The sequence below is a fragment of the Pseudoalteromonas byunsanensis genome (genome assembly GCF_001854475.1).
GTDB lineage: Bacteria > Pseudomonadota > Gammaproteobacteria > Enterobacterales > Alteromonadaceae > Pseudoalteromonas > Pseudoalteromonas byunsanensis.
On the sequence record NZ_MNAN01000035.1, the window covers coordinates 35,846 to 62,131 of the forward strand.

Consider the following 26,286-nt stretch of genomic DNA (forward strand, 5'->3'; position numbering starts at 1 on the left):
AGGACATTATGTCAGATCTAAAATTAATCATTGAACAAGCGTGGGAACAACGTGACAGCATCACACCGACGCAAGTATCAGAACCCGTAAAAAGTGCGATCACTCAAGTGCTGGAACTGCTTGATTCTGGTGCAGCTCGCGTGGCTGAAAAAATCAGTGGCGAGTGGGTAGTACACCAATGGTTAAAAAAGGCGGTATTACTATCATTTCGAATTCGTGACAATCAGCCTATGCACGATGGTGTAAGCCAATATTTCGATAAAGTACCTTTAAAATTCAGCGACTATACGCCTGAGCAGTTCAAACAAGGCGGTATGCGCGTTGTTCCTAACGCTGTAGCACGTCAGGGCAGCTTTGTAGGTAAGAACGTAGTGTTGATGCCTTCTTACGTTAACATCGGTGCTTATGTTGATGAGGGCACGATGGTCGACACATGGGCCACTGTTGGCTCGTGTGCGCAAATTGGTAAGAATGTACACCTATCGGGCGGTGTGGGCATAGGAGGCGTGCTAGAGCCGCTACAAGCCAATCCGACTATCATTGAAGATAATTGTTTTATCGGCGCTCGCTCTGAGATTGTTGAAGGGGTGATTGTTGAAGAAGGTGCGGTAATTTCAATGGGTGTGTACATTTCTCAAAGCACTCGAATCTACGACCGAGAGACTGGCGAAATTCACTATGGCAGAGTACCAGCGGGGGCTGTTGTAGTACCAGGGTCACTACCAAGCAAAGACGGCTCACATAGTTTGTATGCCGCAATTATTGTGAAAAAAGTTGACCAACAAACACGAGAGAAAGTCGGCATTAACGCCTTACTTCGCTCTGTTGATGAATAACCGAATCAGCTATTAAAAAAGCGCCAATTGGCGCTTTTTTTATCTCGAATCGCTATTCATTACAGGGCAGCAAATACGTCATCAGTTTTCGCGGCACAAACAAAATCGTTCTTATGAAGGCCCTTGATAGAGTGGCTCCACCAAGTTACGGTCACTTTACCCCACTCCGTTAACAATCCTGGGTGATGACCTTCTTCTTCTGCCATCGCACCGACTTTGTTGGTGAACTCAAGCGCGGCTTTGAAGTTTTTGAACTTGAACACGCGCTCAAGCTGCATGATGCCATCACGCACTTCAGGAACCCAATCAGGGATCTGCTTAATCAATACCGCTAGTTCCTCATCTGACACTTTAGGCGCATCCGCACGACACGCTTCACATTTTTGTGCACTTAAATCAGACATCTATAAATCCTTAACTTGCTAACTTTTCTTTAGGGGGAAATTTTGGCTCGAATAAGCCCAACTCTTTTGCTTTTTCAACCAATGACATGATATCCATTTGTGAAATATCAAACAAATCATGGATTGAGTTAATTGTGTAGTACACAGGCTGCATAATATCAATACGATACGGTGTACGAAGCACATCTAATACTTCCAGCGGTGAGATCTCTGGCTTATCTGTGTAAACGTATTGAGTCTCTCCTGGGCTTGATAAAATACCACCACCGTAAATACGCAGACCCTTTTCGGTTTGCATTAAACCAAATTCAACTGTAAACCAATATAAACGCGCCAGATACACTCTGTCTTTCTTTTGCGCCGCATAGCCTAACTGACCATACTTATGCGTAAACTCCGCAAAGTCAGGGTTGGTTAGCATTGCGCAATGACCAAAAATCTCGTGGAAAATATCAGGCTCTTGTAAGTAGTCAAACTCTTCTCGGCTACGTATAAACGTCGCCACAGGGAATTGTTTATTTGCTAACAAACGAAAGAATTCATCAAAGTCGATAAGCGCAGGAACAGGAGCCACTTGCCAGCCGGTTTCTTTACCAAGTACTTCATTAAGCTCATGCAACTGCGGTATACGATCCTGAGGTAGATTGATCTTCTTCAACCCCTCCATATATTCATCGCAGGCTTTGCCTTCAATGCACTTTAATTGACGAGCCACTAGCTCTGACCAAATTTTATTTTCTTCATCACTCCAAGCAATAATGCCATTTGCATCAGGTTGCTTTGAAGTATATTTGCTCGATTTAGCCATTTTAACCTTCTTATTACATCGGTCGATCTTTGATGATCGCGCCTCAACTTGTAACTACGATATTATGTAAAAGTAATAGAAAGTGTAATAGCTGACCCTCACTGCGCCACCTGAGCAACATGCAAATTTGTACACTTTATAATACAAATTTGTAATGAAAAACAAACACCCGCCAAAATGACGGGCTACAGTGGAGGTTTAAGTAAACACAAGTTTACACTAAAATGCTTTAAAAGCGTTATCCAAGTCATCGATGATGTCTTCAACATCCTCTAGACCGATAGAAATACGGATCAGGCCATCAGAGATACCTGCAGCTTGACGCTCTTCAGGAGTGTAAGGAGAGTGTGTCATTGATGCAGGATGCTGAATAAGTGTTTCAGGGTCTCCCAAGCTAACAGCAAGCGTGCACAGTTCAGTCGCATTGATAAATGTTTCACCATCTTGCAAGCTGCCAGCTATCTCGAAAGCAATCACACCGCCAGCGCCTTTCATCTGCTCACCCAAAAACTTATAACCTGGGTGAGATGCAAGCCCTGGGTAGTACACCTTGCTCACTTTAGGGTGCTTTTCCAAAAACTCTGCGACTTTTTGTGCACTTTCACAGTGACGGGCCATGCGAACAGCCAAAGTTTTCAGGCCTCGGTTAATTAACCACGCATCGTGTGGGCTTATCGTTGCTCCAATGTCTTTTAGCACCGTCAGTTTGATTAGTTCAATATGTTCTTTGCTTGCGCATACTATTCCAGCAACCACATCACCATGACCATTTAAATACTTAGTCGCACTGTGAATAACGATATCAATTCCAAAATGCTTAGGCTTTTGTAAAAGAGGCGTCATAAATGTATTGTCTATTACGCTTACCAATTGATGCTGCTTTGCAAAATCCCCCAACATTTTTAGGTCCAGAACCGTCATGTTTGGGTTGATAGGTGTTTCTGCAAATAACATTTTACTGTTCGGCTTTAAAGCTGCTTTCAACTCATCTTCATTAGTCATATCAACAAAAGTTACCTCAATACCGAACTTAGGTAACATGTGCGCAAACAATGCAAAGCTGCAACCATACAACGCACTTGAAGCTATCAGGTGATCCCCTTGTTGTAGGAAACTTAGCACAGAAGCAGAAACCGCCCCCATCCCTGTTGCAGTGGCAGCCGCATCTTCCATTTCTTCAAGTTGAGCGAGCTTTTGCTCCAGCTCACGTGTTGTTGGATTACCAAGACGGGTGTAAATGTAACCTGCTTCTTCCCCTGCGAAGCGCGCTGCCCCCTGTGCTGCGTCTTTAAATGCGAAAGTGGATGTTTGATATAGTGGCGCAGTGAGAGCACCATGTGGGTCATTGAAATGCTCAGGGCCGTGAATACATTGCGTGTTATCGTGATACTTCTTCATAAATTAACCTGCTAACTTATTATTCTTTAATTGATTTGCCTAATAAATAAGTCAGCATGGTAAAATTCACAAGCAAGCCAGACGCTAAGACGGCTAGCTCACTCTACTCGCTTGCTCACAGGTGTACATAATTGTTGTCACCTATCGTTTTTGGGGGACACTTCGGTACGCTTTAATAATGTTTTAACTATTTGATCGACAGTAGATTTAAGTAAATTAGGTTGATGCTCAAGACGTGGTAAGGGTCGACACAGTTCCATGGTCTTATATCCTAAACGTGCGGTAAACACACCAGCACTTAGCCCTTGACCGGCCCTCGCTGAAAGCTTGCCTAATAGCTCTGCACCTAAACTCGTCGCAGCAAGATCTGTGATCAGCTCTGTCGCCCCCACAAATACCATTTGTTTAAACAACAATTTGTACAAAGTAATACGACTTCGATAGGCTAATTTGATACCGTAATGTTTGGTAATTGCTTCTATCAAGTGGATACCACGCCACAGCACTGCCAGCATATCAACAAGCGCTAATGGGCTCATCGCCACCAGTAGAGCACTCGTTGTGGCGTGTTGGTTAATCATCTTTTTAGCTCGCTGATCTTGGGTTTGCAACAAGCTGGACTCATACAATTGCAGTACTTCTTTGTCCGTATGATGTGACTTTAGGGCTGCTTTAAACTCTTCTACTTGCTGTTTTGGATGATGAGCAAGCAACGGGCTTAACCAATCTTGTGCCTCGCCTATTTGGGTACTATTGAGTAGCCTCTGTCCATCTTGGCGATGTTGCTGATGATGCTTCAATTTACGTAATGCGCTTGCTTCTTTAACAACAAAAACCAGAGCACATAATACAGCTAACCCCAGTACACTGATGTAAAGTAATGCCAGTAGCCAAGAGCTTTGCAGTGCCTGTACAATACTGTATACGCTCTCCACCACAACAAGCGTAAGTAAACTAATTACAAAATAGCCAAACAACCCTAACCTTCTTTTTGGCTTTTGAAATACCTGCTCAAGTTCAAGTTCTTGTTCAGCTTCAAGCCCAACATTTTCATCGCCCATTAAAGGGTCAATATGCACACCTTCAACTCGTTTACCAGAATCTAGTGGCTGCTCTGCATGGTCCGGCTCAACACTGGTTGCAATACGCCTACCTGCGCGCAACTGATTAATGTCATTCATGCTAATTTGTCTCCGATGAGAAATTGTAATGTGTGATCGAGACGGATGTGACCGAGGTCTCCTTGTGATGCTTTTAAAGGAGAAAACGACAAAAATTCAAAACCCTGCTCTGGCCACTGTTGAGCTGACAGGCAATGATTTGGCGGTTGTGGCGGTAAATAGGTCGTCCAACAATCCTCTGCCAATACCTTGCCATACACACATTCTAGCGACTGCCCGCTTTCTTGTACCCGCTTAACTTGTGTGCTTTGTACCGAAGAAATCGCCATAGTATCCACAGCGACGCCAGCAAAACGCAAATCATTACTGTGCTCACCGAGCATATCATTGAGCAACAAGGCAATATCCGCTTGCTGTGATGGACTAACATGGTCACATTTATTGGCGGCAAACAATACTTTGTCTATCTTTGGGTAAAACAGTCGTTTGAGCAGTCCGGACTTGCCGTAATTAAAAACTTGCATTACATGCCCAATAGCCTCTTGTTGCTCCCGCAACGTGTCTGGTCCATCATTGAGGGCACTGAGCACATCAACCAATACCAATTGTCTATCAAACTGACAAAAATACTGTTTATAAAATGGTGTGACTACCTGCTGCTTATATGCTTCAAACCGCGCTTGTAGTTGTTCATACTGACTATTGTCACCACCTTGCGCTTGGGTGTCTACAGGAAAGAAGAGTAAAATAGGCGCCCCAGCTAGATCTCCTGGGATCAACATTCTACCTGGCTGAAGTTGTGCAAGATGGGTATTTTTTTTCAGTGCGCTTAACACTTCCTGATAACTCTTTGCTAGCGTTTTGAGTACTTGTTCATCAACTTGCTCGGCGCTGTTGAAATCAGCCAGTAACGATAAGAATTCTTCACTGTAAGGTTTATAAGCGTCGGCTTTTAACAAGGCTAACATCGCCTCACTCCACGTTTTATAATCCTGTGACATCATGGGTAAGTCTGCCAGCCACTCCCCTGGGTAATCTATAAGTTCTAGATATAGGGTACTAACGGCGGACAAGTGCTGCTTGATGCCGTGCTGTGTTTCAAATTTAATCGCCAATGTTAAGGTATTGATACGCTCGGTAGAAGGAGGCCATTGAGGCTCATCAGCAAGTAAACACGAGACCGCACTTTGATAATCAAATGTAGGAATATCTAATGCCCTTTGCGGGACTTGTTTGGCAGCAATAAGACGCTGTTCACGCACCACGTCAAAAAATGGCAGATTTTGCTTATTTGCCTGACTAGTCAGATGTTTAACCAAGGCGGTAATAAACGCAGTTTTGCCACTGCCACTAAATCCCGTCACAGCCAGTTTTACATGTCTGTCTAAGCTACGGTTAATGGCTTTTTTTGTGCTGGATTTGAGTTTTTCGAGGGCTTTTTCAGTAATAAGCTTAGCTTTCATGTTTGTTCAGATTCCCTCTTAAATTGCTTTTAAGCGCTGTGGCGCACACACGCCACATTAGCTTTTCAGTCCAATATTACAACTTGTTGATCTCTCTACTGACCGTAAATTCGCTTGAAGTCACGTACTTTTCCATATTTTGAATACGGCTATCTAAGCGAGTCAAACGATCTTTCAAGTCAAATAGCGCACGTCTTGGTGGTTCACCTTTTTGCCAAACTTTAAATTTGACAGAAATAGGGTCTTGACTATTTTTGTCGCTCTTGTGTGAATCAGAGTATGGTTTAGTATCTAAGATAAACCAACATGCAATGTACGCAACAACAAACAAGGGGCCGCCAGAGAGCAGTACAGCCGTGATAACTAAGATACGTACTAACCACAGCTCCATATTAAAGTAATCACTTAGCCCTGCGCATACACCAGCAATTTTGCCTCGTTTAGGGTCGCGATATAACTCGCGCTTTAAGCTACTCATACCTTACGTCTCCACTCTGGTGCCTCTTGGTCAAGCAATGCTTCTAGTGTCTCTACACGTTCAGCCATTTTTTCAGCTTTACTAGCAAGCTCACTCAGCTGACGATGTTCGTGTTCACTCAACCCCTGACTTACTTGTTTTTTACTGCGATAGTGCAGAATCAACCACAAGGGAGCGACTACCGCCATAAAAATAATAATCGGTGCAACTAAAACGTCTAATTCCATAATCTATTACTCCAAAACTAAGGCGTAACCTTACAGTTGGTATCTACTGAATTAGTTCAGCAGATACCAGTTAAGTTCATTTGTTTTTAGCCAGCTTTTTCTTTAGCTCAGCTAATTCGTCATCAATTTTTTCATTTTTTTGCAGGTCTGCAATTTCATCAGCCAACGACTTTTTGCCTAAATCATATGACTCAATTTGAGATTCTAGACCATCAATCTTACTTTCATAACGTTCGAAACGATTGAGTGCATCTTCTACTTTTGAGCTATCTAGCGCTTTTTTAACTTCTAGGCGCGACTCAGCAGAACGTTGACGAAGTACAATCGCTTTTTGTCTAGCTTTAGCGTCTGCCAGCTTTTCTTGCAACGTTGATACCTCTTGCTGCAACTTATCAATGTGCGTTTCAACATGCTCAAGTTCAGACATAACACTTTGTGCCGCCTCTTCAGACTTTTGTCTTTCAAGCAACGCTGCACGCGCTAGATCTTCACGCTCTTTATTCAGTGCTAACTCAGCCTTTTCCTGCCATTGTTGAGTTTGCGCATTAAGTTGTTCAACACGACGCGTCAACTCTTTCTTTTCAGCAAGTGTTTTAGCAGATGTAGAACGAACTTCAACTAATGTATCTTCCATTTCTTGAATGATAAGACGGACCATTTTTTCTGGATCTTCGGCTTTATCTAAAATGGCATTGATATTAGAATTAACGATGTCTGCAAAACGAGAGAAAATTCCCATAATCTTTACCTCTTTGGTTTATAAATTTGAATTGCTGACATGATATGTATCAAATTACTTGCCAACTTTTTAAAACCATAAAAGAACAACAATATCATAAGGTTAACAGATTTTAAAAATAACTTTAGTTCATTCTGTTTTTGAAATACACTAACAGTTAGCAAAAATAACTAAGAGTTAGTTAATATGATCCAATTTCGCCAGCAGGATAATTTACTCGGCCAATCTGACAGCTTTTTAGCTGTATTGGACCAAGTATCACAACTCGCTCCACTTGAGAAACCCGTTCTCATTATTGGTGAGCGTGGTACTGGTAAAGAACTTATCGCAGCAAGATTACATTATTTATCTGAGCGATGGGAACAAAACTATATCAAACTTAATTGCGCCGCACTCAATGAAAATTTGCTAGAAAGTGAACTGTTTGGCCATGAAAGTGGTGCCTTTACGGGTGCTAACAAGCGTCATGAAGGCCGCTTCGAGCGTGCTAACGGTGGCACCTTGTTTTTAGATGAATTGGCAAACACTTCAGCAATGGTGCAAGAAAAGCTACTTCGAGTCATAGAATATGGTGAGTTTGAGCGCGTTGGTGGCAAAAGTACGGTAAAAGTTGATACTCGTTTAGTTTGTGCAACCAATGAAGACCTACCAACCTTAGCTGATAATGGCGAGTTTCGTCACGACTTACTGGATAGGTTGGCCTTTGACGTGATCACTTTGCCACCACTGCGGTCCCGTCAAGAAGACATTATGTTATTGGCAGAGCAGTTTGCTATCAACATGGCTCGAGATCTCAACTGGTCTCTGTTTAGTGGCTTTACCCGTAAAGCCACTGATAAACTGTTGGAATATGACTGGCCTGGTAACATTCGTGAGCTAAAAAATGTAATCGAACGCAGTTTGTATCGTCATGGCAGCGAAAGTTTACCCGTACACAACATTGTTTTGGACCCGTTTGAGAGCCCGCATCGTCCCGCTCAGCGCGTAAAAGCCAAGGTGATATCCGAGACGGTTTCTCCTGCTGTGACGCCTGCCAATCAAGAAGCGACACAGGTTGCAGAACCAGTAAACAAAGCACATGACACAGGGTTTCCGTGCGACCTTAAGTCACTTTCCAATGAATTTGAAATCGACTTATTACAAAAAGCACTCGAACATAGCCAATTTAATCAAAAGAAAACTGCACAAATGCTTGGTTTAACGTATCATCAGCTACGTGGATATTTGAAAAAATACAACTTATTAGACTCGGGTCAAAAACAAGAGGCATAAGCGTGCGTAATTTGCTGTTAGGTGTATTGTGCACCTGCTTGCTCGGCTGTATAGATGCCAGCCAACAGACAATCAGAAAAACCCAAGGGTTAGTATATTGCTCTGAAGCAAATCCAGTGTCGTTTAACCCACAAGTGACGACCACAGGCTCAACCATTGATATCATAGCTAGCCAGCTCTATGACACGTTATTAAGTATTGACCCGGAAACCGCCGAGTTTAAACCCGAAATAGCCCATTCTTGGCAAGTAAGTGATGATGGCAAGATGGTGACATTTTACTTACGTAAAGATGTACAGTTTCATCATACTGACTACTTCAAGCCAACTCGATTACTAAACGCAGACGATGTGGTGTTCTCTTTTAGTCGCTTGTTTGACGTTTATAACCCCTACCACTTTGTGGGCGACGCTCACTACCCTTATTTTCAAAGTGTGGGTTTAGATCAGCTTATCCGTCAGGTCGTAAAAGTCGATGACTATACAGTGCGCTTTGAGCTATTTAATGCTGAAAGTAGCTTTCTTTCCAATTTAGCTACTGACTTTGCGGTGATCCTATCAGAGGAATATGCAAGTCACCTTGCGGCCCTTGAACAAAAAGAGTTATTTGATACCTACCCGATAGGGACTGGTCCATATAAATATAAGAACTTTTTGCGTGATAACCTGATCCGCTATCATCGTAACGAACACTACTGGAAACATCCTGTGCCAATGCAGCAACTGGTTTTTGATATTACCACCAATGGCACCAGTCGTATTGCGAAAATGCTAACCAAAGAGTGCGACATCACAGCACATCCAAGTGCTACACAATTGAGCGTTCTGGCGGCTCGCGATGATATTCGTGTAGATAAAGCTCCCAACCTCAACATCGGCTATTGGGCTTTTAATACAGAGAAGCCGCCTTTTGACAACCTGCTGGTTCGCAAAGCGCTGGCGCATTCCGTCGATTTTGAAAAGATAATGCAGGCAGTGTTTTACGGTAATGGCATCATTGCCAAATCTCATTTGCCACCATCATCTTGGGCTTTTCAAGCGCAAGATAATATGCCCACTTATAATCCCGAATACGCCAGGCAACTGCTAGTCGAAGCGGGCTATGAAGACGGCTTTAGTATGACCTTATGGGCGATGCCCGTATCGCGTATTTATAACCCAAATGCCAGAAAAATGGCCGAGCTAATTCAAAGTGATTTAAAGGGAATTGGGATCTCAGCCCAAATTGTTGAATATGAATGGAACACATTCATAGAGCGAATTGGCCAACATGAGCACGATAGTGTTTTGCTAGGATGGGCTGCTGACACCCCAGACCCTGATAACTTTTTCAGTCCATTATTAAGTTGTACTGCTACCTTCAGTGGTAAAAATCCAGCCAACTGGTGTAACCCTGAATTCGACTTACTACTTACTCAAGCTTTGGACACAACTGATGTAGAGCTGCGTAAAGCTTTCTACCATCAAGCACAGAAAATGATTATTGAACAGCTACCATTAGTACCCATTGCACATGGTATGCGCTTTCAAGCCACCAGCGTTGATGTCAAAGACATTACGCTTCGCCCATTTGGTGGTATCTCTCTAGGTAAAGCGAGGCGAGACTAATGTTATTTGAATATTTGTTGCGTCGTTTATCCTTGCTGTTGTTTATGGTATTCACCTTAACCGTGTTTACATTTTCTTTGAGTTATTTGTTCCCTGGTGAATTACTAGCTAATGTCAGTGGCCAAGTGAATCCATCATTCTCGCAAAGCCAACAACTTACCGAGAAATACCACCTTAATGAGGGTGTTATCGTTCAGTATTTGGCGTTCTTACAGCGCATTTTACACGGTGACTGGGGGGTTTCTTTATCTTCAGGTCAAAGCGTATTTGACCATGTGGTTAAGCTCTTTCCCGCCACATTAGAGCTATGTGTTTACGCCTTAGGGGTCGCAATCCTCGTAGGGATCCCAAGCGGAATCGTCGCCTCGGCCTATCACAAACGCTGGCCAGAAAAAGTGATCAATTCACTAAGCTTATTAGGGTTTTCTGTTCCAATATTCTGGCTAGCGCTATTGCTGATCATGATATTTTGTCTCGGACTGGGGTTGTTTCCCATGTCTGGCCGCATAGGCTTGCTGTATGAAGTTGAACCCATTAGCAACTTTATTTTGCTTGATATCGTTTTGCAGGGTTTCCCATATCAAGGCCTAGCATTTGTGGATGCATTGCATCATTTAGCCTTGCCAACTATCGTACTTGCAATGTATCCAACTACGGTGTTGATCCGCTTTACTAGAGACTCCATGCTTGATGTGTTGGAACAAAACTATATCAAAACGGCACGAGCAAAAGGCCTCAACCGACGCCAGTTGATCATGCATCATGCTTTACGAAATGCTTTGTTACCTGTGATTAAACAAATTGGTCTGCAATTTAGTACCTTGATCACCCTTGCGATGATCACTGAAGTCATTTTCTCTTGGCCAGGTGTTGGACGCTGGCTAATAGACAGTATTTATCAGCGCGATTACCCTGCAATTCAGGGGGGGCTGTTAGCTGTGTCAATGTTTGTTATTTTGGCCAACATGCTGGCTGAGTTTAGTCATACTTTATTTGACCCAATATCGAGAAATCAGGCCCATGGCAAAGTTTAGTTTATTTAGTGAAGAGTCAAACCGCTCGCCACTGTCTCGATTGTGGCGAAAGTTTAAGTCTAACCACCCAGCATTGGTGGGGCTATGGGTGTTCGTTGCCCTAACACTGTTGGCAATTACCGCTCCATTTATCGCGCCATATGGCATTAACCAACAGCATGGAGATGCGCTATTACTGCCACCATCATGGCATGACCTTGGGGATGTGCGTTTTATACTTGGCACCGATGATCTTGGCCGTGATGTACTATCTCGATTAATGAATGGTGCCACTTATACCTTTGGCCTATCAATTATCGCAGCGCTTGTAACAACCTTAATCGGCGTTGTACTAGGCACTTTCGCAGGGATCAGTAAAGGACTGCGCTCAAGCCTATTGAACCATCTATTAGATATAACCTTATCGATTCCCTCCCTATTATTGGCCATCATCATTATTGCGGTGTTAGGTCCTGGGTTGCTCAATACTGTGTGGGCCATTATTTTTGCCTTGTTACCCCAGCACGTGCATTCGGTAAGAAACTTAGTGGTAGAAGAGCTCAGCAAAGACTATATTAGTGCATTTCGTTTGGACGGCGCATCTAAATTACAGATCCTTGTCCGTGGGGTATTACCGAACATTTACGAACATATTGTGGTTATTTTTACCATGGCGTTATCTACCGCAATTTTGGATATTGCCGCACTGGGCTTTTTAAAATTAGGTGCTCAGCCCCCCACTACCGAATGGGGGGCGATCTTGGCTGAAAACCTCAGTCTCATTTACCTTGCGCCATGGACTGTTGGTCTTCCCGGTGTGTTACTATTTATTGCTGTATTGTCTACTAATCTAGTGGGCGATGGGTTAAGGCAGGTACTCAAAGGGCGAAAGGTGGATTAATGCAGTTGCTCGATATTCGAAATTTGACCATTGAATTGCAAACCGAAGAGGGTGTGATCCGAGCCGTTGATAGAATCAACCTCAGCCTAAAAGAGGGAGAAGTGCATGCCCTTGTGGGTGAATCAGGCTCAGGTAAAAGTTTGATTGCCAAAGCCATTGTAGGCGTATTGAACAAACGTTGGACGGTAACCGCAGACAGAATGCACTGGCAAGGGGTCGATTTAATGAGGTTAAGCCCCGAAAAGCGGCGAAAAATTGTTAGTCGAGATATGGCGATGATTTACCAAGAGCCAAGCCGAAGTCTAGATCCAACCGCCAAAATATACGATCAAGTCGCGGAGTCGATACCTGAAAGTAGCATCAAAAGCAGCTTTTTCTCCCGTAACAGCGAAAGAAAGAGTAAGGTCAAGGCACTGCTGCATAAAGTTGGGATCAGAGACGACAAAAAAGTGGCCAGCAGCTACCCACATGAACTCTCTGAGGGAGTGTGCCAAAAAGTCATGATCGCTATGGCTATCGCCCGTAGCCCTAAATTACTGATTGCAGATGAGCCGACCACCGCTCTTGAAAGCATCGCTAAAGCACAAGTATTCCGCCTGCTTAAGAGTCTTAATCAACTGAAAAACATGTCTATCTTAATGATTTCACATGAGCTGGAAGAGATCACTGATTGGTCACATGCCATGCATGTTTTATATTGTGGTCAGATGGTTGAAGCCGGTCCTACTGATAAAGTATTTTGCACCCCATTTCATCCTTACACGCAAGCTTTGGTAAAAAGTTTGCCCGACTACGCACAAGGGCTTGCTCACAAAGAACCGTTTTATGCGCTCAAAGGAACAATACCACCGCTACAGCATTTACCCATAGGTTGTCGACTTGGACCTCGCTGTCCGCAGGCACAAAAGCAATGTGTCGTCACTCCAACGCAGAGTAAAGTTCACAGTCATACTTATGCATGCCACTTTCCATTGATGAAGGATAAGCCTAAATGCAACCACTCTTAAAAGTACAAGCTCTGAACAAATCGTTTTGTACTCGCGCGGGAGTATTTAAACGCACTCACGTCCAAGTACTTACCGATATTTCCTTCTCGGTAGGAGTCGGTGAAACACTAGCCATCATAGGTGAAACGGGTTCGGGAAAAAGTACCTTAGCAAGACTATTAGCAGGCGCGGACCATGCTGACAAGGGGCAGATCTTACTAGATGGTGACACCATTGAAGATAATGGCCTGCGTAACGCACAATGCCGTCATATTCGCCTTATTTTTCAAGACCCAACGCGTTCACTAAATCCAGGTTTAACCATCGGTGACATGCTAGATGACTGTTTGCGTCTAAACACGGAGCTGACCATACAGCAACGAGATAAAAAGATTAAGCACACCCTAACCCGAGTAGGTCTGTTAACCGAGCACTACGACTACTACCCACATATGTTCAGTGGTGGCCAATTGCAGCGTATCGCATTGGCAAGAGCACTCATATTGGACCCAAAAGTTGTGGTGCTTGATGAAGCGCTATCATCACTGGACCCTTCGGTGAGAGCCCAAACCGTAAACTTGTTGTTAGAGCTACAGCGTGAGTCTGGATTGAGCTATGTTTTGATCACTCACCATTTGAGTTTAGTCAAGCATATGAGTGACCAGCTACTGGTACTAAATAAAGGGAAAATCGCTGAATACGGCAATACCCAAAGTATTTTTGCAGCCCCTAAGTCTCGCGTTATGCAACGACTTTTAAATGTGTAGTCATAAGTTGTGACAGCGTTTTGATGTATTGCTGTTTATTTCCCCTCCCCCAAAACAACATAGCAATATTGAAACTTAAACAAACACAAAGTTAACCATAGTTGATTCTGTGTTAAAAAAGTGTACACTGCTATGCAAAATTGGTGGCACTACTGGGTTTGAAATAACTGCAAATTCAGGCTCTGTTCAACATGGATAGCTTTGCACAGACCCACCATTAAGTGTCACACCAGCTTCATTCGTCACGTGCTTATAAAAAGGAAAGACATAAATGACGTCTGCATCTACTGCCAATTATCAGGCGGAGCTTTTCAATCTCTGTGCAACGCATTTTTCCACCTACCACCGACGTATGAATAATCTCATTAACAATAAAGACAGCCATTCTACTTTGCTATCACCAAACCATTTATTCATACAACAATAGGGAGATAAGTATGTTAACAATGAAAAAATTAGCCAAAACATTTTACGCAGATCGAATTAAAACCCAGGCGTTACATCCATTTGATTTACAGGTAGAGCAAGGAGAGTTTATTAGCATCATCGGCTCATCTGGCTCTGGGAAAACCACATTTTTAAATATCGCAGGGTTATTGGAAGAGCACAGTGAAGGTGTTTATCTACTTGATGGACAAGATGTAAAAACAATGAAAGACAAACAAAAGTCCGCTTTTCGAAATGAAAAAATAGGCTTTGTATTTCAAAGTTTTAATCTTATCCCAGAGTTAAACCTATATGACAATGTCGATATGCCACTGCGTTATAGAAAATTCACAGCAACAGAGCGTGACAAGCGTATTATGCAAGCGCTTGAACAAGTCGGCTTAGCAGGTAGAAAACATCACTACCCAAATCAGTTGTCAGGCGGACAACAGCAACGTGTTGCGATCGCCAGAGCTATTGCAGGCTCCCCTGCTGTTATCCTAGCCGACGAACCTACCGGCAATCTGGATTCTAAAATGGCACAGGGCATTATGGCGTTATTAAAAGACATCAACAGCCAAGGCACCAGCATCATCATGGTAACCCATGACAACGAGCAAGCAACTCAAGCCAACCGTATCATCCAAATTAAAGACGGCTATTTGAGCGAATTACAACCGCTAGAAAAAGCGATAGCATGAGTAACTAACTATGATGATCTACTATTTTAAACTGGCCTTTTTGGGCGTGCGGAAAACTCCATTTTTGAGCTTTTTAATTATCGCCATGATAGCCATTGGCATTGCTGCGACCATGACGACTTATACCGTCAGCTATATGATGTCAAAAGACCCAATACCAGCAAAAAGCCAAATGCTATTTAATGTACAGTTAGATAACTATACCAAGGAATATGCTATAGAAATGGGCGACAAGTTGGGTTATACAATCACCTACCAAGATGCAATGAACTTACTCAAGTCTGATATTCCAGTTAACCAAGTGGCGCTTAACTCCACCAAAGAAACGCTCTCAAACCCCTTACGCGCCGATCTAGACAAACTTAATGTGATGGTACGCACCACCACCCCCGACTTTTTTAGAATTTTCGACGTACCATTTACTTTTGGCAGTGGTTGGAGCCAGCATGCGGAGGATGACGCAGCACAGGTGATCGTACTGTCTAAAAAAATCAACGACCAGTTGTTTAACGGTGAAAACTCTGTAGGAAAAACCGTTGTCTTCGCCGATAAGATATTTACCGTTTCAGGCGTGCTCGACCATTGGTCGCCCATCCCCAAGTTTTATAGCACTGCCGTGGATACCTATAACGACCCATATGACGTATTTATCCCGTTAAATACGCAAATACAAAACGAGCTTTACTCCGCATTAAACTCTGATACTTACTGCACCCAAGAACCCGCCGACGGCTCGTTTGCGACACTACTCACATCCGAATGTACAATGATCAACATGTGGGTGGAACTACCCAATGAACAAACTAAGGCTCAATATAAAGATTTTCTCACCAGCTATGCTCAACAGCAACAAGCCTTTGGCCGCTTCCAAAATAGTACCCGCTCTAAGTTACTCAATGTGAAAGAGCGTTTAATTGATGATGATATGATCCCAAACGAAGGTAAACTGGCGGTGTGGCTTGCGGCTCTGTTCCTTGTCGTCTGTTTGCTCAATTGTATGAGCCTGATGATGGCGAAGTTTTTTGGCCGCGCCAGAGAAGTAGGCCTTCGCCGCGCCGTTGGCGCTAGCAAGCAAGCCATTGTTATACAGTTTTCAATTGAACTGGCACTACTTGGCACACTCGGTGGATTGCTAGGCTTAGCTTTGGCTCAACTTGGGCTGAAAATACTTACAGGCATTTATTACTATATGCCCGCAGGCATTATGCAGATGAACCTATCCCTAGCCTCGATAACTCTGCTACTTGCACTGGTGTCTAGTTTGCTATTTGGGCTTTTACCAGTATTAAAGGCAAGCCAAACAACACCATCTAGTCAACTTAAGAGCCTGTAGGAGCAAGATATGAAAGATTTTTTCCCAATTTTAAAATCGCTTAAAAAGCAAAAAATTGCACCGATTTTGCTCGCATTACAGGTTGCCATTACTTTTATGGTGCTGGTCAATACCGCCTATATGATAGGTGAGCGCAACAAAAAAATGCAGCGTCCTACAGGTTTGGATGAAGCAAACACATTTTATATTGTCTCCAATTTTTTAAGTGAACCGCATCAAGTCATATCGGAGCAAAATGATATCCTAAGACAGATTAGAGGCATAGAAGGTGTGGTAGGAGCATCAGCGCTACCTAGCTTGCCATTGGTTGGCTGGGGGCGTTACACCGACTTCTACCTAGAACCAACAGGCAACAGTGTTGGCTTCGGGGGTTATTTGAGTAGTGATGAGCACGCTTTAAAAACCCTTGACCTTGAGCTGATTGCCGGAGAATGGTTTGTGCCCAGTGATATTTTAGAAACTAATAAAGAAGGCACTTTTCTTCCCTCTCAAGTGGTCGTAACCCAAGCACTTGCACGCAAAATATACCCTGACAATTGGCGTGATATTGTCGGTACTACACTTTACTTTAATGACGCGCCACACCGCGTAAAGGGCGTGATAAAAACCCTACAAAATGCTTGGCAGTTTTGGTCAGCTGTTGATGCAACGGTGCTGGCGAGTGTGAACGAAGCTCAACCAACATCTCCCAGTCACATCGCGATCCGCACCCAACCGGGCAAGTTGGAAGAAGTGATGAACAACACCGTTGATACGCTCCTTAAAACCCCCGGTCGAAAGATTGAGAAGATGAGCACAATGAACGAGGTCAGGCAAAAAGCCTACAAAGAAGACTTAGCCACCAGCAAAATACTTACCGCCATTGGCGTGGGGCTGGCCATTATTACGGGTCTTGGTATATTCGGTCAGGCGCGTTACAACGTCAGTCGTAGAACCCAACAAATCGGTACTCGCAGAGCGCTTGGGGCAAACAAATGGGATGTTATTCGCTATTTCATGGTTGAAAACGCGGTTGTTTCAAGTATTGGTGTGGTGATTGGTTTACTTGGCGCTATCATTCTCAATAATCAGTTTGTTGAGCTGATGTCGATTAACCCCGTACCACTGAGCTATTTAATGATAGGGACTGTGCTGATTTTTGTACTCGGCCAACTGGCGGTTATCTACCCTGCCACCCGAGCCAGTAGAGTCTCCCCTGCCATCGCTACCCGCGGTGCCTAGTAACTAGCCAACATGCTCGTTAGCGATTTTAGTGTTAACGAGCATCCTATAGCCACTGATGATGCAAAATAGTATTTAACCACCATCCCTGTAAACAATATGTTGATTTTTTGTGCTTCTTAAAATATTCTGTACCTCATAGCCCTGCACGGCTTAAGTACTATTTATTACTAGCATTACTATAGTTGAAAAAACCATTTTTGTTTTACTAGAAACCACCATTGTTAATATTATGTATATTTAGATGCGGAAAAATCTCCCCATCGCAATAAAAAGGGAAAGGACGTGATTAATGGTGACGATCTAAGGTCGATGAGGTTAAAAGCCGGCATTTCTCAGGAGCAGATGGCTAGAAAACTGGAGTGCGACCGTAAAACAATCAGTAACTATGAATTTGGGGTGAGCGATATTCGCTCCAAAGAGCTATTCAAATGGTTTTTATATTGTAAAATCGATGTTGACTCATTGCTTAACCAAATCAAAGGCCTAAACGATGAAGTTAGCTGCTCTGAGAAATCAAAATTACAGGATGATGAATAATGAAAAGCGCCAACTTACTAAATATTTTTAATATTGGTTTAACTAACTCTGTCATTAACCAAAAGAAGCTAGTGAATCAAAACGTGAGATATAGCCTAAGCCTAGCACAATGTAATCTGATAGCTGGCGCTGGTGCATGGAAACCAACAAACACTCAGCAAACTTCTTGTTTATCACCTTTACCTAAGCCTGAGACGCAAGGCGGGTAACATATGAAGTTTTCACAGCTTATTGTCCTAACTATTATCTCAATGGCCATATTTTATATTATGGTAGGTAACCCTAAGATCACACAGGAGATTTATATCGTAGCCATTGCCTTAACGACTTGTTACGGGGCAATTAAAAAAGAGCCTAATGTGATGCATATCGCTTTAATACTACTGCTTATCAATTTATTGGATTATTTCGTCTTTGCGTTTGGTATTATTGATTTAAGTTCTGTAGGTAAAAATAGAATACTCCATGGCAGTTTAGTTTATGGAATACAATTGTTAATAAGCATCTTTGCCATTATCATTTTGATTTTGAGAGTGCAAATATCAAGAGCTATTTCGCGATCAAGTAAAATTGAATTAACCTACTTTGATGGTCTATTCCATTGGGTATTCATTTACTTATCCTTAATTTATATACTCGCTCTCATAGAAAACCTAGCTCAGCATGCACTAGGTTGGGACAGTATGACTCTGATCTACCACAATTTTGAATCGTTAGTTTATATTGGCTGGGCGGTTTCTTGTGCCTTACTTTTAACCATGGTGATGATCACTGAACAAAATGCGGGCAGCAAAGAGCTGAACCGTCATAGCTAGGGAGTGATATGATCAATGGTGACGACCTGAGGTTGATGAGGTTAAAGGCGGGTATTTCTCAGCAAGCCATGTCACAAAAACTCGAATGTGATCGAAATTTAGTAAGAGATCCTGACCCTCGTCAGGAAGACGAGGTGTTTGTTCAGCAGTACGTTCTTCCTAATTACTCTCGTCATTGTGAACTTGTTTCAGAATCTCATCACCTTCAATAAAAAGGCCATAACTTAGTGTTCATGCCATTCGCTTAAAAGATCCTGACCTTCGTCAGGAAGACACTATATTTGCTTGAACAATGCAGTCATCCTAATTTGTCCAAGTAATGCCGTCTCTTGGTAATGCCGTCTCTTGGTTATTCTCGTCATTCTGAACTTGTTTCAGAATCTCATCATCTTCAACAAAATATCCCAACTTAGTGTTTATATTTGTGCCATTCGCTTAAAAGATCCTGACCTTCGTCAGGAAGACGCTATATTTGCCTGAACAATGCCGTCATCCTAATTTGTCCAAGTAATGCCCTCTCCTTAGTTCGTCTAAGTAATGCCGTCTCTTGGTTGCTCTCGTCATTCTGAACTTGTTTCAGAATCTCTTCATCTTAAACAAAAAAGGCCACAACTTAGTGTGGCCTTTTTTAATTCAAGCAAAATAATGATTATTCAAAGAACAACTTATCACGCTCTTTTTTACCTACTTCATTCATGGTTTCGGCATCAAACAAACGACCGTTGATCATGGTATAAGCCACCTTATCGGTATCACGAATGTTCTTAAGAGGGTTGCTATCAAGCACCACTAAATCGGCAAGTTTACCGGCTTCAATCGAACCAATATGTTTGTCTAGACCCACATACTTAGCCGAGTCTAATGTTGCCGCACGTAGTGCTTCATGAGGCGTCATACCACCTTGGGCGAACATCCAGATTTCCCAGTGCGCCGCTAAACCTTCACGTTGACCGTGCGCACCAAGGTTAACCAAAATACCTAAATCTTGAAGTTCTTTGGCAACGCGCGCGTTGTTTACGTGGTTATAGTGATGTTCAGGTGACTTGATACGGCGCATAGAACGCGGTAGCAACTGGTTCTTAGGCACAAATTTACTTAAGCGTGGGTGGTTCCACACATCAGTTTTATCGTACCAGTAGTTTTCACCCCAAATACCACCATATGCCACGCCCAGTGTTGGTGTGTAACCTACTTCAGTTTGCGACCATAACTGCTTCACATCATCATAAATGTTAGCAACTGGAATAGAGTGTTCAACACCCGTGTGGCCATCTACCACCATCGTCAGGTTGTGTTGTAGCAGTGAACCGCCTTCCGGCATCACCATCATGCCCATTTCTCTTGCTGCTTCAACAACTTGTTGACGCTGTTCACGACGAGGCTGGTTATATGACTTAACGCTAAAAGCACCCACTTTTTGTAAACGCTCAAGGTGGAACTTAGCATCATCTAACGAGTCAATGTGTGCGGTATAACCCGGTACATTGGCACCGTATAAAATCGTACCTGTAGAGAAGATACGTGGTGCAACAATCTTACCCGCCTTTTGCATTTCGCTGGCAGCAAAAATTTCTGTGGTATCGTTTGATGGGTCGTGGATAGTGGTCACACCTAACGACAATCCAGCTAGGTTCTTCCAGTTTTGCTCTGGAATGATTTCATCACTGGCTTGCGCGCCGTGGGCGTGTACATCCACTAACCCTGGCATAATGGTTTTGCCTGTTACATCAATAACCTGAGCGCCTTTAGGGATTGCAACTTCAGCTGCACTACCTACAGACTTAATGTGCTTACCATCGGTCAGTACCACACCATTTTCAATCACTTTTTCGCCTTGCATAGTGATGATGGTGGCACCGGTTAGCGCAATCATACCTTTAGGTTCTGCCATGTCTTGTTTAAAGCCAATGTCAGTACCACTTTTCACTTTAAAATCAGCATCTTTGTCTTGCTTAATATCAAACATGCCATCCAAGCTTGCATGATATAGCTCAGGCCCAAGGCTCCAGTACAGCTTGTCACCTTTGGCACTCCAACTGATGTTTTCGCCCGCACGCACAGATAATTGCTGTACAGGGAACTGCTTGTCACTTGGCGAAATCGAAATGGTTTTGCCGGTTTGCACAAACGGCGTCACAAATACTTTAAAACGCTCAGCAAATGCTAAATACTTTCCATCTGGCGATACACGATACTCAGTGGCATGTTCAGCATCGTATAGTGTGCGAGATTTCTTGGTATCTAGTTCAATAGAACGTAACTCTGGGTTTTTACCCTGCGCCATCACGTAGATCACATCATTACTGTCAGCAAATTGTGCCTGGTAGCCGTCTTCGCTGATAAGCTCTGCTTCACCGCCATTGCTCGAAACCTGATATAAACCAGGCTTTAACGACCACTCTGGTGCCAAGATTGAGCTACCACGCGTTTTACGGAACACCACAGTTTTGCCATCAGGGCTAAAGGTCGGTTCAACGTATTTACCCGGCTCTTTTGTGAGAACTTTACCCTTACCGCCACTGGCTGAAACCACACGTACACTACCCTGCTCATTGTCATCCCAAGTGGTATAAACAATTTTTTTGCCATCACGAGAGAACTGCGGGAAGAATTCAAAGTGGTCGCTTTGTTTGGTCAAACGTTTCACTTTACCCGATGCCAAGTCACGAGAGTAAATATGACCCATGGCTTCAAATACTGCCGTTTTACCATTGGGTGAAACCTGCACATTACGCAGCATTTTTACGTCAAATTGTGTTTGGTCAATATCTTGTGCAAAGCGTAGGGCTTTTTGCACTTTTTTGCTGGTGTTTACACTGAACTCGATGGTTTCGAACGATTGGTCATCTACCGCCACCTTGTGAATTTTACCACCCGCCCAGAATACGATACTTTCATTATCTGGCGTCCACGCCATCGTTGGGTAAACCCCATGAATGGCCCATGTTTCTTGCATGTCACGTTCAAGGTTGCCATACAGCTTGGTTTCTTTACCCGATTCTAAGTCATACAAATACAGACTTGATTGGAAATCATCGCGCTTTACGTACGCCAGCGTTTTACCATCCGGTGACGGTGTAGGTCGAATTGCGCCGCCCATGCCAGAGAGAATCACTTTAATTTCACCTGTTTCACGGTCAAAACGCTTGATTTTATAGATACCCGCTACCGAGTCTTTTGAGTAGTGGAAAGTTTTACCAGGCGTTGCATCATGGGAGAAATATACATAGCGACCATCTGGAGAAAATGCAGGCTCACCTAAATCTTTTTGATCGTTTTCACGCTTAGTCAGTTGTACACCGCTGCCACCAGATTTGTGATACATCCAAACTTCACCCGCGCCTAAAGAGCGTGATGCGGTAAAGTGTTTACGCGCAACAAGAAAATCACCATCAGGACTCCAAGCTGGACTGTTCAACAAACGGAACGTCTCATTGGTGACAGCTTTTTGCTCTGAACCATCAGCGTTCATGAGCCAAATGTTATCACCACCGCCTTGATCCGAGGTAAAAGCTATATGCTTACCATCAGGGCTAAAACGTGGCTGCATCTGCCAACCAATATCACTGGTTAGCTGCTTAGCTTCACCACCAGAAATAGGCATGCTGTAAATATCACCCAGCAGATCAAACACTAAGGTTTTTCCATCTGGACTCACATCAACGTTCATCCAAGTACCTTGTGTGACGGAAATCTTGGCGTCTAAAAATTCACCTTGAGGGGCATCTACTTGCCATTTTTGCGATTTATCTTCTGTTGCATTGATTGCTGCACTGCTCGTTCCCAGTGCTAATGCGATAGAGAGCGACAGTGCGCTATATAACTGCTTTTTCATCATTCTTATACTCTCAACTAAAATTTGCACCATCACAGCAAAATTTAGCTAAAGTTGCCAGTAAAATGCTATCAATTACAGAATTACACGGCTATTGTCTGAATATATCCTTAATATCGCTGCCACTGCTGTGGATCAAACTGAAAATAGCGTATCAAGAGGCGATATAACTCGGGGTCATAACTTTTCAATTGGGCTGGTTTTTCGATAAAGGTTTCGGTGAGTACCGCAAAAAACTCCGCCTCATTGGTTGCCCCATAGCTATGCATCACATGTGGCATTTGATAGGCCACATGACTTTTTAAATTACTATATGCACGGTTAAATACTCGTGCCCAGTCTGCGTAATCCTGCTTTGATGCAAGCTGCGGCGTGCCATTGGTTTGGCCCGTTTGCTGATCTAACTGATGGGCAAACTCATGAAACACCAAATTATGACCATCCCCCGGTAAGCGGTTGCCCTCCAATACATCGTGCCAGCTCAATACCAATGTACCACCAGGCCAAGATTCCCCTTGTCTAACTGATGTGTGATAATTCACTAATCCCGCCGCATCAAGACTGGTTTGTGGTACGTAATAACTGCTGGGGTAGAGCAATACCTCTTTGACATTGGGGTAAAGCGGCCAAGACTGGTTAAGTACTAACAAGCAGGCATCGGCCGCAACAATCAATTCCATCGCCCGATTTACCTGTAATCCATCACGGCCCAAAATACGCTTTTCACCTAAAAACCACACGATGTGCTTTTCCAAAGTCGCTCTGTCGGCATCCGTCATCGCACGGTAAATAGGCATGTATTGCAACAGCACTTGCCTATCAGATTGACTTAGGGTTACCTCTTTATATTTTCGTGCCCAAAGTAAGTTTTGAATGTGTTGCCAACGCCAATACACCGCCACAAAAACCATTAAAGCCAACAGCAAAAAACCATTTATCATATTGATTACTTATTCATCTTTTTAAACATAGTTGGTACAAACTGCGGTATTTTCAATACAGCTTTGATAAAATTCGCCCTTGTGTGATTTTTATCTACGTGCCTATTTATGACTTTACCTATCTGTGCCATACAATCTGAATTCTTAACCACCCTTGCCAAGGAGCATGTCGTGGTCAGTGCAGCGACCGGTTCTGGAAAGTCTACCTGTTTACCTTTATGGGCACGTGAGCAAGGTCGAGTACTGGTTATAGAACCACGCCGAATTGCTTGTACGTCACTGGCTGAATATCTCGCACAACAAGCCAATACCGCGCTTGGCGAACAGATTGGTTATGCCATTCGCTTTGAGCATCATTTTACTGAACACACACAGGTGGTGTTTGCCACTCCGGGTGTTGCCCTGCGTTGGTATTTTGAAAATCAGCTAAGTGATTACGATGTCGTGATGCTGGATGAATTTCACGAACGACGTTGGGATATGGACTTGTTGCTCGCACTGCTCAAAACGCATAACCAGCACCGCTTAATCGTCACCTCTGCGACGCTCAACACCAAACCTCTTATCAATTATTTACAAGCTGCCACATTGCACTCAGATGGCAAAATGTTCCCAGTTGAAGAGCGTTTTATCGCCAATGACACGCGCGCTATGCCCAGTAAATATGATTTGAGTGAACGTGTACGTGAAGCCTGTGAACAGGCACTCGATAATACTGAGGGTGATATTTTGGTATTTTTACCCGGAAAAGGCGAAATTCAAGCCGCCGCTGGGCAACTGTCCCACTTAAATGCGCTGGTAGTACGCTTGTACGGTGGCTGTAACCCAGAGCAACAACGACTGGCGCTGAATGTTCAAAACCAGCAGCGAGTTATCTTAGCGACCAATGTTGCTGAAACCTCGTTGACCATTCCCAATGTAAGCTGCGTCATTGACTCAGGGCTTGAGCGACGCACACATCTGCGCGGTGGCAAAACCGTACTCAACCTTGAAGCCATCGCCAAAGACTCAGCAAAGCAGCGCCTAGGTCGCGCTGGGCGTACACAAGCAGGCTTATGTATTCGACTTTACGGAGAATACGCACCACTCATTGATACCACGCCACCGGAAATACACCGTGAAAGCCTTACTGAACTAGTCTTAGCCGCAGGTTGCTCTAGTGGCGGGGTTGATAGCTTAGAATTTATTGAGCCATTACCTCAGGCCTCTAAATCGGCTGCCATCGAACAATTGACCAAAATAAAAGCCATTGATGCTGGTCAACGCGCAACAGAGCTTGGCAAGCAGCTTTACCCATTACCCGTGGATGCACAGCTTGCTTATTTAGTCAGCACCATGCCAAGTAAATCTTTGCAACAAGCCATGGTCGATGCCATCTCAGTGCTCAGCGTCCCAGCTCGGGTTTATCAACTGCCAAGTTCATCAGAGCAAATCGATGCGCTGAACAAACAATTACCCAATCACTGTGATTTAGAATTTGTCATTGCCCTTGTGCGAGATCAATTAGAAGGTGTCAGCGTCGAGAATGATGCCCTAAAAGAAGCGAAGCAATTTAGTGATCAACTGCGTATTGCATTTGATTTACCTGAACGAAAGCACGCAGCCAGCTACGACAGAAACCGACTCGTTGAGGCTATCGCCAAAGCAAAGCCTGATTGGTTATTCGTCAAACGTAATAATCGACGCGGCGCATTCGGCAATGGCAAAAGTGAGGTCATTCCAGCAAAAGAAACCCGTATCAATGATAAGTGCCAAGCGATGTTAGTGCTCGATACTTATGCGCTTGCGGGCAAAGGCACCAAACAAGCCATGACGCTGGCAACCATGAATGTACCTGTGAGTCTAAACCTTGTCACAGCGTTGGGACTTGGTGAACAACATTTTATCGATGCAACTGTTATCAATGAGCGTATCATGGCAAAGTTTAGCACCTCTTATGCTGGGCTTGAGCTAAATGAGCAGCTCATAGAACCTGTCGGTCAATTGCTCATCGACGCCTGCATCTCTCTAATTTTAAAAGGTGAGCTACTGGCTCCAGCGGGTGAACAAATCGAACAGTCACTGGCCGAACATCAGCTTTATTACCAAGCTCACGGTACGCCCTTTGAAGCGCTCACCACAGCGCAATATTTACAAGACAAACTGCAACAACTTGGTGTTGAAGAGCAAGATGATATTGCGCTGATTGAACCACAGGATTTGTTCTATCAAGCACTTGAACCATGGGAACTTGCACCCTTTATCGAAAAGCACCCATTACATGTGAAGCTCAATGACTTACTTATGCAAGTAGAGTATTCGTTCACAGGCAAGCGTATTCAGTTAACCTATGTGAGTGGCAATCGAAAAGATGCCCCAAAAAAATGGGAGCTTCCCGCTTGGCCAGGCTTTAAAGTTAAATACAAAAAAGCCAGTAAAGTGGTCGATGTAAAATAACAGATAACTTTGTAAACA

25 protein-coding genes are annotated in these 26,286 nt (G+C 43.6%); 15 read left to right on the top strand and 10 right to left on the bottom strand.

The window, feature by feature from the left end:
* Positions 1-8 precede the first annotated feature (8 nt).
* Positions 9-836, top strand: a complete 828-nt coding sequence (gene dapD / locus BIW53_RS16330; protein WP_070993114.1) for a 2,3,4,5-tetrahydropyridine-2,6-dicarboxylate N-succinyltransferase — start codon at positions 9-11, stop codon at positions 834-836.
* 59 nt (positions 837-895) lie between these two features.
* Here the strand turns inward: dapD and BIW53_RS16335 are convergent, their stop codons facing one another.
* The 8 genes from BIW53_RS16335 to pspA form a co-directional block, all read right to left on the bottom strand.
* The gene (locus tag BIW53_RS16335; RefSeq protein ID WP_070993115.1) at positions 896-1,240 is read right to left on the bottom strand and encodes a 4a-hydroxytetrahydrobiopterin dehydratase; all 345 of its coding nucleotides are present in this window, start codon (positions 1,238-1,240) and stop codon (positions 896-898) included.
* A 10-nt stretch (positions 1,241-1,250) separates the two neighbouring features.
* A complete protein-coding gene (phhA, locus tag BIW53_RS16340; RefSeq protein ID WP_070993116.1) occupies positions 1,251-2,048 on the bottom strand; it encodes a phenylalanine 4-monooxygenase in 798 nt (265 codons plus the stop codon).
* A gap of 219 nt (positions 2,049-2,267) precedes the next feature.
* On the bottom strand, positions 2,268-3,446 hold the full coding sequence (locus BIW53_RS16345; protein WP_070993117.1) for a trans-sulfuration enzyme family protein: 1,179 nt from the start codon (positions 3,444-3,446) through the stop codon (positions 2,268-2,270).
* Between the two features lie 137 nt (positions 3,447-3,583).
* Positions 3,584-4,627: a TIGR01620 family protein gene (locus BIW53_RS16350; RefSeq protein WP_070993118.1), complete on the bottom strand. Its 1,044-nt coding sequence runs from the start codon at positions 4,625-4,627 to the stop codon at positions 3,584-3,586.
* Positions 4,624-6,030 carry a YcjX family GTP-binding protein gene (locus BIW53_RS16355; RefSeq protein WP_070993119.1) on the bottom strand — a complete coding sequence of 469 codons (1,407 nt, stop codon included), beginning with the start codon at positions 6,028-6,030 and terminating at the stop codon, positions 4,624-4,626. Before BIW53_RS16355 ends, BIW53_RS16350 begins: the two co-directional genes overlap by 4 nt.
* Before the next feature lie 76 nt (positions 6,031-6,106).
* Positions 6,107-6,508, bottom strand: a complete 402-nt coding sequence (gene pspC / locus BIW53_RS16360) for an envelope stress response membrane protein PspC (protein WP_070993120.1) — start codon at positions 6,506-6,508, stop codon at positions 6,107-6,109.
* Positions 6,505-6,735 (bottom strand): envelope stress response membrane protein PspB, encoded by a 231-nt coding sequence (gene pspB, locus BIW53_RS16365; protein ID WP_415839071.1) that lies wholly within the window; start codon positions 6,733-6,735, stop codon positions 6,505-6,507. The genes pspC and pspB overlap by 4 nt, the downstream gene beginning before the upstream one ends.
* Before the next feature lie 76 nt (positions 6,736-6,811).
* The gene (gene pspA, locus BIW53_RS16370; RefSeq protein ID WP_070993122.1) at positions 6,812-7,474 is read right to left on the bottom strand and encodes a phage shock protein PspA; all 663 of its coding nucleotides are present in this window, start codon (positions 7,472-7,474) and stop codon (positions 6,812-6,814) included.
* Between the two features lie 186 nt (positions 7,475-7,660).
* On the opposite strand from pspA, the gene pspF reads away from it, so the two are divergent.
* From pspF to BIW53_RS20980, 13 genes are all read left to right on the top strand, one after another.
* A complete protein-coding gene (gene pspF, locus BIW53_RS16375) occupies positions 7,661-8,746 on the top strand; it encodes a phage shock protein operon transcriptional activator (protein ID WP_070993123.1) in 1,086 nt (361 codons plus the stop codon).
* Between the two features lie 2 nt (positions 8,747-8,748).
* Complete coding sequence (locus BIW53_RS16380; RefSeq protein WP_070993124.1) at positions 8,749-10,353, top strand: ABC transporter substrate-binding protein; 1,605 nt, start codon at positions 8,749-8,751, stop codon at positions 10,351-10,353.
* Positions 10,353-11,387, top strand: a complete 1,035-nt coding sequence (locus BIW53_RS16385; RefSeq protein WP_070993125.1) for an ABC transporter permease — start codon at positions 10,353-10,355, stop codon at positions 11,385-11,387. The genes BIW53_RS16380 and BIW53_RS16385 overlap by 1 nt, the downstream gene beginning before the upstream one ends.
* Entirely contained in the window at positions 11,374-12,267 is an 894-nt protein-coding gene (locus tag BIW53_RS16390) for an ABC transporter permease subunit (protein WP_070993126.1), read from the top strand. The genes BIW53_RS16385 and BIW53_RS16390 overlap by 14 nt, the downstream gene beginning before the upstream one ends.
* Entirely contained in the window at positions 12,267-13,274 is a 1,008-nt protein-coding gene (locus BIW53_RS16395; RefSeq protein WP_070993127.1) for a peptide ABC transporter ATP-binding protein, read from the top strand. The genes BIW53_RS16390 and BIW53_RS16395 overlap by 1 nt, the downstream gene beginning before the upstream one ends.
* Positions 13,259-14,020 carry an ATP-binding cassette domain-containing protein gene (locus BIW53_RS16400; protein ID WP_070993128.1) on the top strand — a complete coding sequence of 254 codons (762 nt, stop codon included), beginning with the start codon at positions 13,259-13,261 and terminating at the stop codon, positions 14,018-14,020. Before BIW53_RS16395 ends, BIW53_RS16400 begins: the two co-directional genes overlap by 16 nt.
* Before the next feature lie 437 nt (positions 14,021-14,457).
* The gene (locus BIW53_RS16405) at positions 14,458-15,147 is read left to right on the top strand and encodes an ABC transporter ATP-binding protein (RefSeq protein WP_084228218.1); all 690 of its coding nucleotides are present in this window, start codon (positions 14,458-14,460) and stop codon (positions 15,145-15,147) included.
* Positions 15,148-15,157: 10 nt separating this feature from the next.
* On the top strand, positions 15,158-16,480 hold the full coding sequence (locus BIW53_RS16410) for an ABC transporter permease (protein ID WP_070993130.1): 1,323 nt from the start codon (positions 15,158-15,160) through the stop codon (positions 16,478-16,480).
* Positions 16,481-16,489: 9 nt separating this feature from the next.
* The gene (locus BIW53_RS16415; protein WP_070993131.1) at positions 16,490-17,701 is read left to right on the top strand and encodes an ABC transporter permease; all 1,212 of its coding nucleotides are present in this window, start codon (positions 16,490-16,492) and stop codon (positions 17,699-17,701) included.
* Between the two features lie 285 nt (positions 17,702-17,986).
* Positions 17,987-18,241: a helix-turn-helix domain-containing protein gene (locus BIW53_RS16420; protein ID WP_070984186.1), complete on the top strand. Its 255-nt coding sequence runs from the start codon at positions 17,987-17,989 to the stop codon at positions 18,239-18,241.
* Entirely contained in the window at positions 18,241-18,450 is a 210-nt protein-coding gene (locus tag BIW53_RS16425) for a hypothetical protein (RefSeq protein WP_070993132.1), read from the top strand. The genes BIW53_RS16420 and BIW53_RS16425 overlap by 1 nt, the downstream gene beginning before the upstream one ends.
* Positions 18,451-18,453: 3 nt before the next feature.
* Positions 18,454-19,056 (top strand): hypothetical protein, encoded by a 603-nt coding sequence (locus BIW53_RS16430; protein WP_070993133.1) that lies wholly within the window; start codon positions 18,454-18,456, stop codon positions 19,054-19,056.
* 8 nt (positions 19,057-19,064) lie between these two features.
* Positions 19,065-19,268, top strand: coding sequence for a helix-turn-helix domain-containing protein (locus BIW53_RS20980; protein ID WP_070993134.1), 204 nt, complete (start codon positions 19,065-19,067; stop codon positions 19,266-19,268).
* A 437-nt stretch (positions 19,269-19,705) separates the two neighbouring features.
* Here BIW53_RS20980 and BIW53_RS16440 read toward each other — a convergent pair whose 3' ends face one another.
* Together BIW53_RS16440 and BIW53_RS16445 are read right to left on the bottom strand one after the other, a co-directional pair.
* Positions 19,706-22,891, bottom strand: a complete 3,186-nt coding sequence (locus BIW53_RS16440) for an amidohydrolase family protein (RefSeq protein WP_070993135.1) — start codon at positions 22,889-22,891, stop codon at positions 19,706-19,708.
* A 110-nt stretch (positions 22,892-23,001) separates the two neighbouring features.
* Positions 23,002-23,832 (bottom strand): M90 family metallopeptidase, encoded by an 831-nt coding sequence (locus BIW53_RS16445; RefSeq protein ID WP_070993136.1) that lies wholly within the window; start codon positions 23,830-23,832, stop codon positions 23,002-23,004.
* Positions 23,833-23,940: 108 nt separating this feature from the next.
* Between BIW53_RS16445 and BIW53_RS16450 the strand changes: the two genes are divergently transcribed.
* Positions 23,941-26,268 carry a DEAD/DEAH box helicase gene (locus tag BIW53_RS16450; RefSeq protein WP_070993137.1) on the top strand — a complete coding sequence of 776 codons (2,328 nt, stop codon included), beginning with the start codon at positions 23,941-23,943 and terminating at the stop codon, positions 26,266-26,268.
* Positions 26,269-26,286 lie beyond the last annotated feature (18 nt).

Excerpts from the sequence above, each read along its gene's own strand:
- dapD (WP_070993114.1), top strand. The coding sequence starts at position 9 with ATGTCAGATCTAAAATTAATCATTGAACAAGCGTGGGAACAACGTGAC.
- BIW53_RS16335 (WP_070993115.1), bottom strand. The coding sequence starts at position 1,240 with ATGTCTGATTTAAGTGCACAAAAATGTGAAGCGTGTCGTGCGGATGCG.
- phhA (WP_070993116.1), bottom strand. The coding sequence starts at position 2,048 with ATGGCTAAATCGAGCAAATATACTTCAAAGCAACCTGATGCAAATGGC.
- BIW53_RS16345 (WP_070993117.1), bottom strand. The coding sequence starts at position 3,446 with ATGAAGAAGTATCACGATAACACGCAATGTATTCACGGCCCTGAGCAT.
- BIW53_RS16350 (WP_070993118.1), bottom strand. The coding sequence starts at position 4,627 with ATGAATGACATTAATCAGTTGCGCGCAGGTAGGCGTATTGCAACCAGT.
- BIW53_RS16355 (WP_070993119.1), bottom strand. The coding sequence starts at position 6,030 with ATGAAAGCTAAGCTTATTACTGAAAAAGCCCTCGAAAAACTCAAATCC.
- pspC (WP_070993120.1), bottom strand. The coding sequence starts at position 6,508 with ATGAGTAGCTTAAAGCGCGAGTTATATCGCGACCCTAAACGAGGCAAA.
- pspB (WP_415839071.1), bottom strand. The coding sequence starts at position 6,735 with ATGGAATTAGACGTTTTAGTTGCACCGATTATTATTTTTATGGCGGTA.
- pspA (WP_070993122.1), bottom strand. The coding sequence starts at position 7,474 with ATGGGAATTTTCTCTCGTTTTGCAGACATCGTTAATTCTAATATCAAT.
- pspF (WP_070993123.1), top strand. The coding sequence starts at position 7,661 with ATGATCCAATTTCGCCAGCAGGATAATTTACTCGGCCAATCTGACAGC.
- BIW53_RS16385 (WP_070993125.1), top strand. The coding sequence starts at position 10,353 with ATGTTATTTGAATATTTGTTGCGTCGTTTATCCTTGCTGTTGTTTATG.
- BIW53_RS16390 (WP_070993126.1), top strand. The coding sequence starts at position 11,374 with ATGGCAAAGTTTAGTTTATTTAGTGAAGAGTCAAACCGCTCGCCACTG.
- BIW53_RS16395 (WP_070993127.1), top strand. The coding sequence starts at position 12,267 with ATGCAGTTGCTCGATATTCGAAATTTGACCATTGAATTGCAAACCGAA.
- BIW53_RS16400 (WP_070993128.1), top strand. The coding sequence starts at position 13,259 with ATGCAACCACTCTTAAAAGTACAAGCTCTGAACAAATCGTTTTGTACT.
- BIW53_RS16405 (WP_084228218.1), top strand. The coding sequence starts at position 14,458 with ATGTTAACAATGAAAAAATTAGCCAAAACATTTTACGCAGATCGAATT.
- BIW53_RS16410 (WP_070993130.1), top strand. The coding sequence starts at position 15,158 with ATGATGATCTACTATTTTAAACTGGCCTTTTTGGGCGTGCGGAAAACT.
- BIW53_RS16415 (WP_070993131.1), top strand. The coding sequence starts at position 16,490 with ATGAAAGATTTTTTCCCAATTTTAAAATCGCTTAAAAAGCAAAAAATT.
- BIW53_RS16425 (WP_070993132.1), top strand. The coding sequence starts at position 18,241 with ATGAAAAGCGCCAACTTACTAAATATTTTTAATATTGGTTTAACTAAC.
- BIW53_RS16430 (WP_070993133.1), top strand. The coding sequence starts at position 18,454 with ATGAAGTTTTCACAGCTTATTGTCCTAACTATTATCTCAATGGCCATA.
- BIW53_RS20980 (WP_070993134.1), top strand. The coding sequence starts at position 19,065 with ATGATCAATGGTGACGACCTGAGGTTGATGAGGTTAAAGGCGGGTATT.
- BIW53_RS16440 (WP_070993135.1), bottom strand. The coding sequence starts at position 22,891 with ATGAAAAAGCAGTTATATAGCGCACTGTCGCTCTCTATCGCATTAGCA.
- BIW53_RS16445 (WP_070993136.1), bottom strand. The coding sequence starts at position 23,832 with ATGATAAATGGTTTTTTGCTGTTGGCTTTAATGGTTTTTGTGGCGGTG.
- BIW53_RS16450 (WP_070993137.1), top strand. The coding sequence starts at position 23,941 with ATGACTTTACCTATCTGTGCCATACAATCTGAATTCTTAACCACCCTT.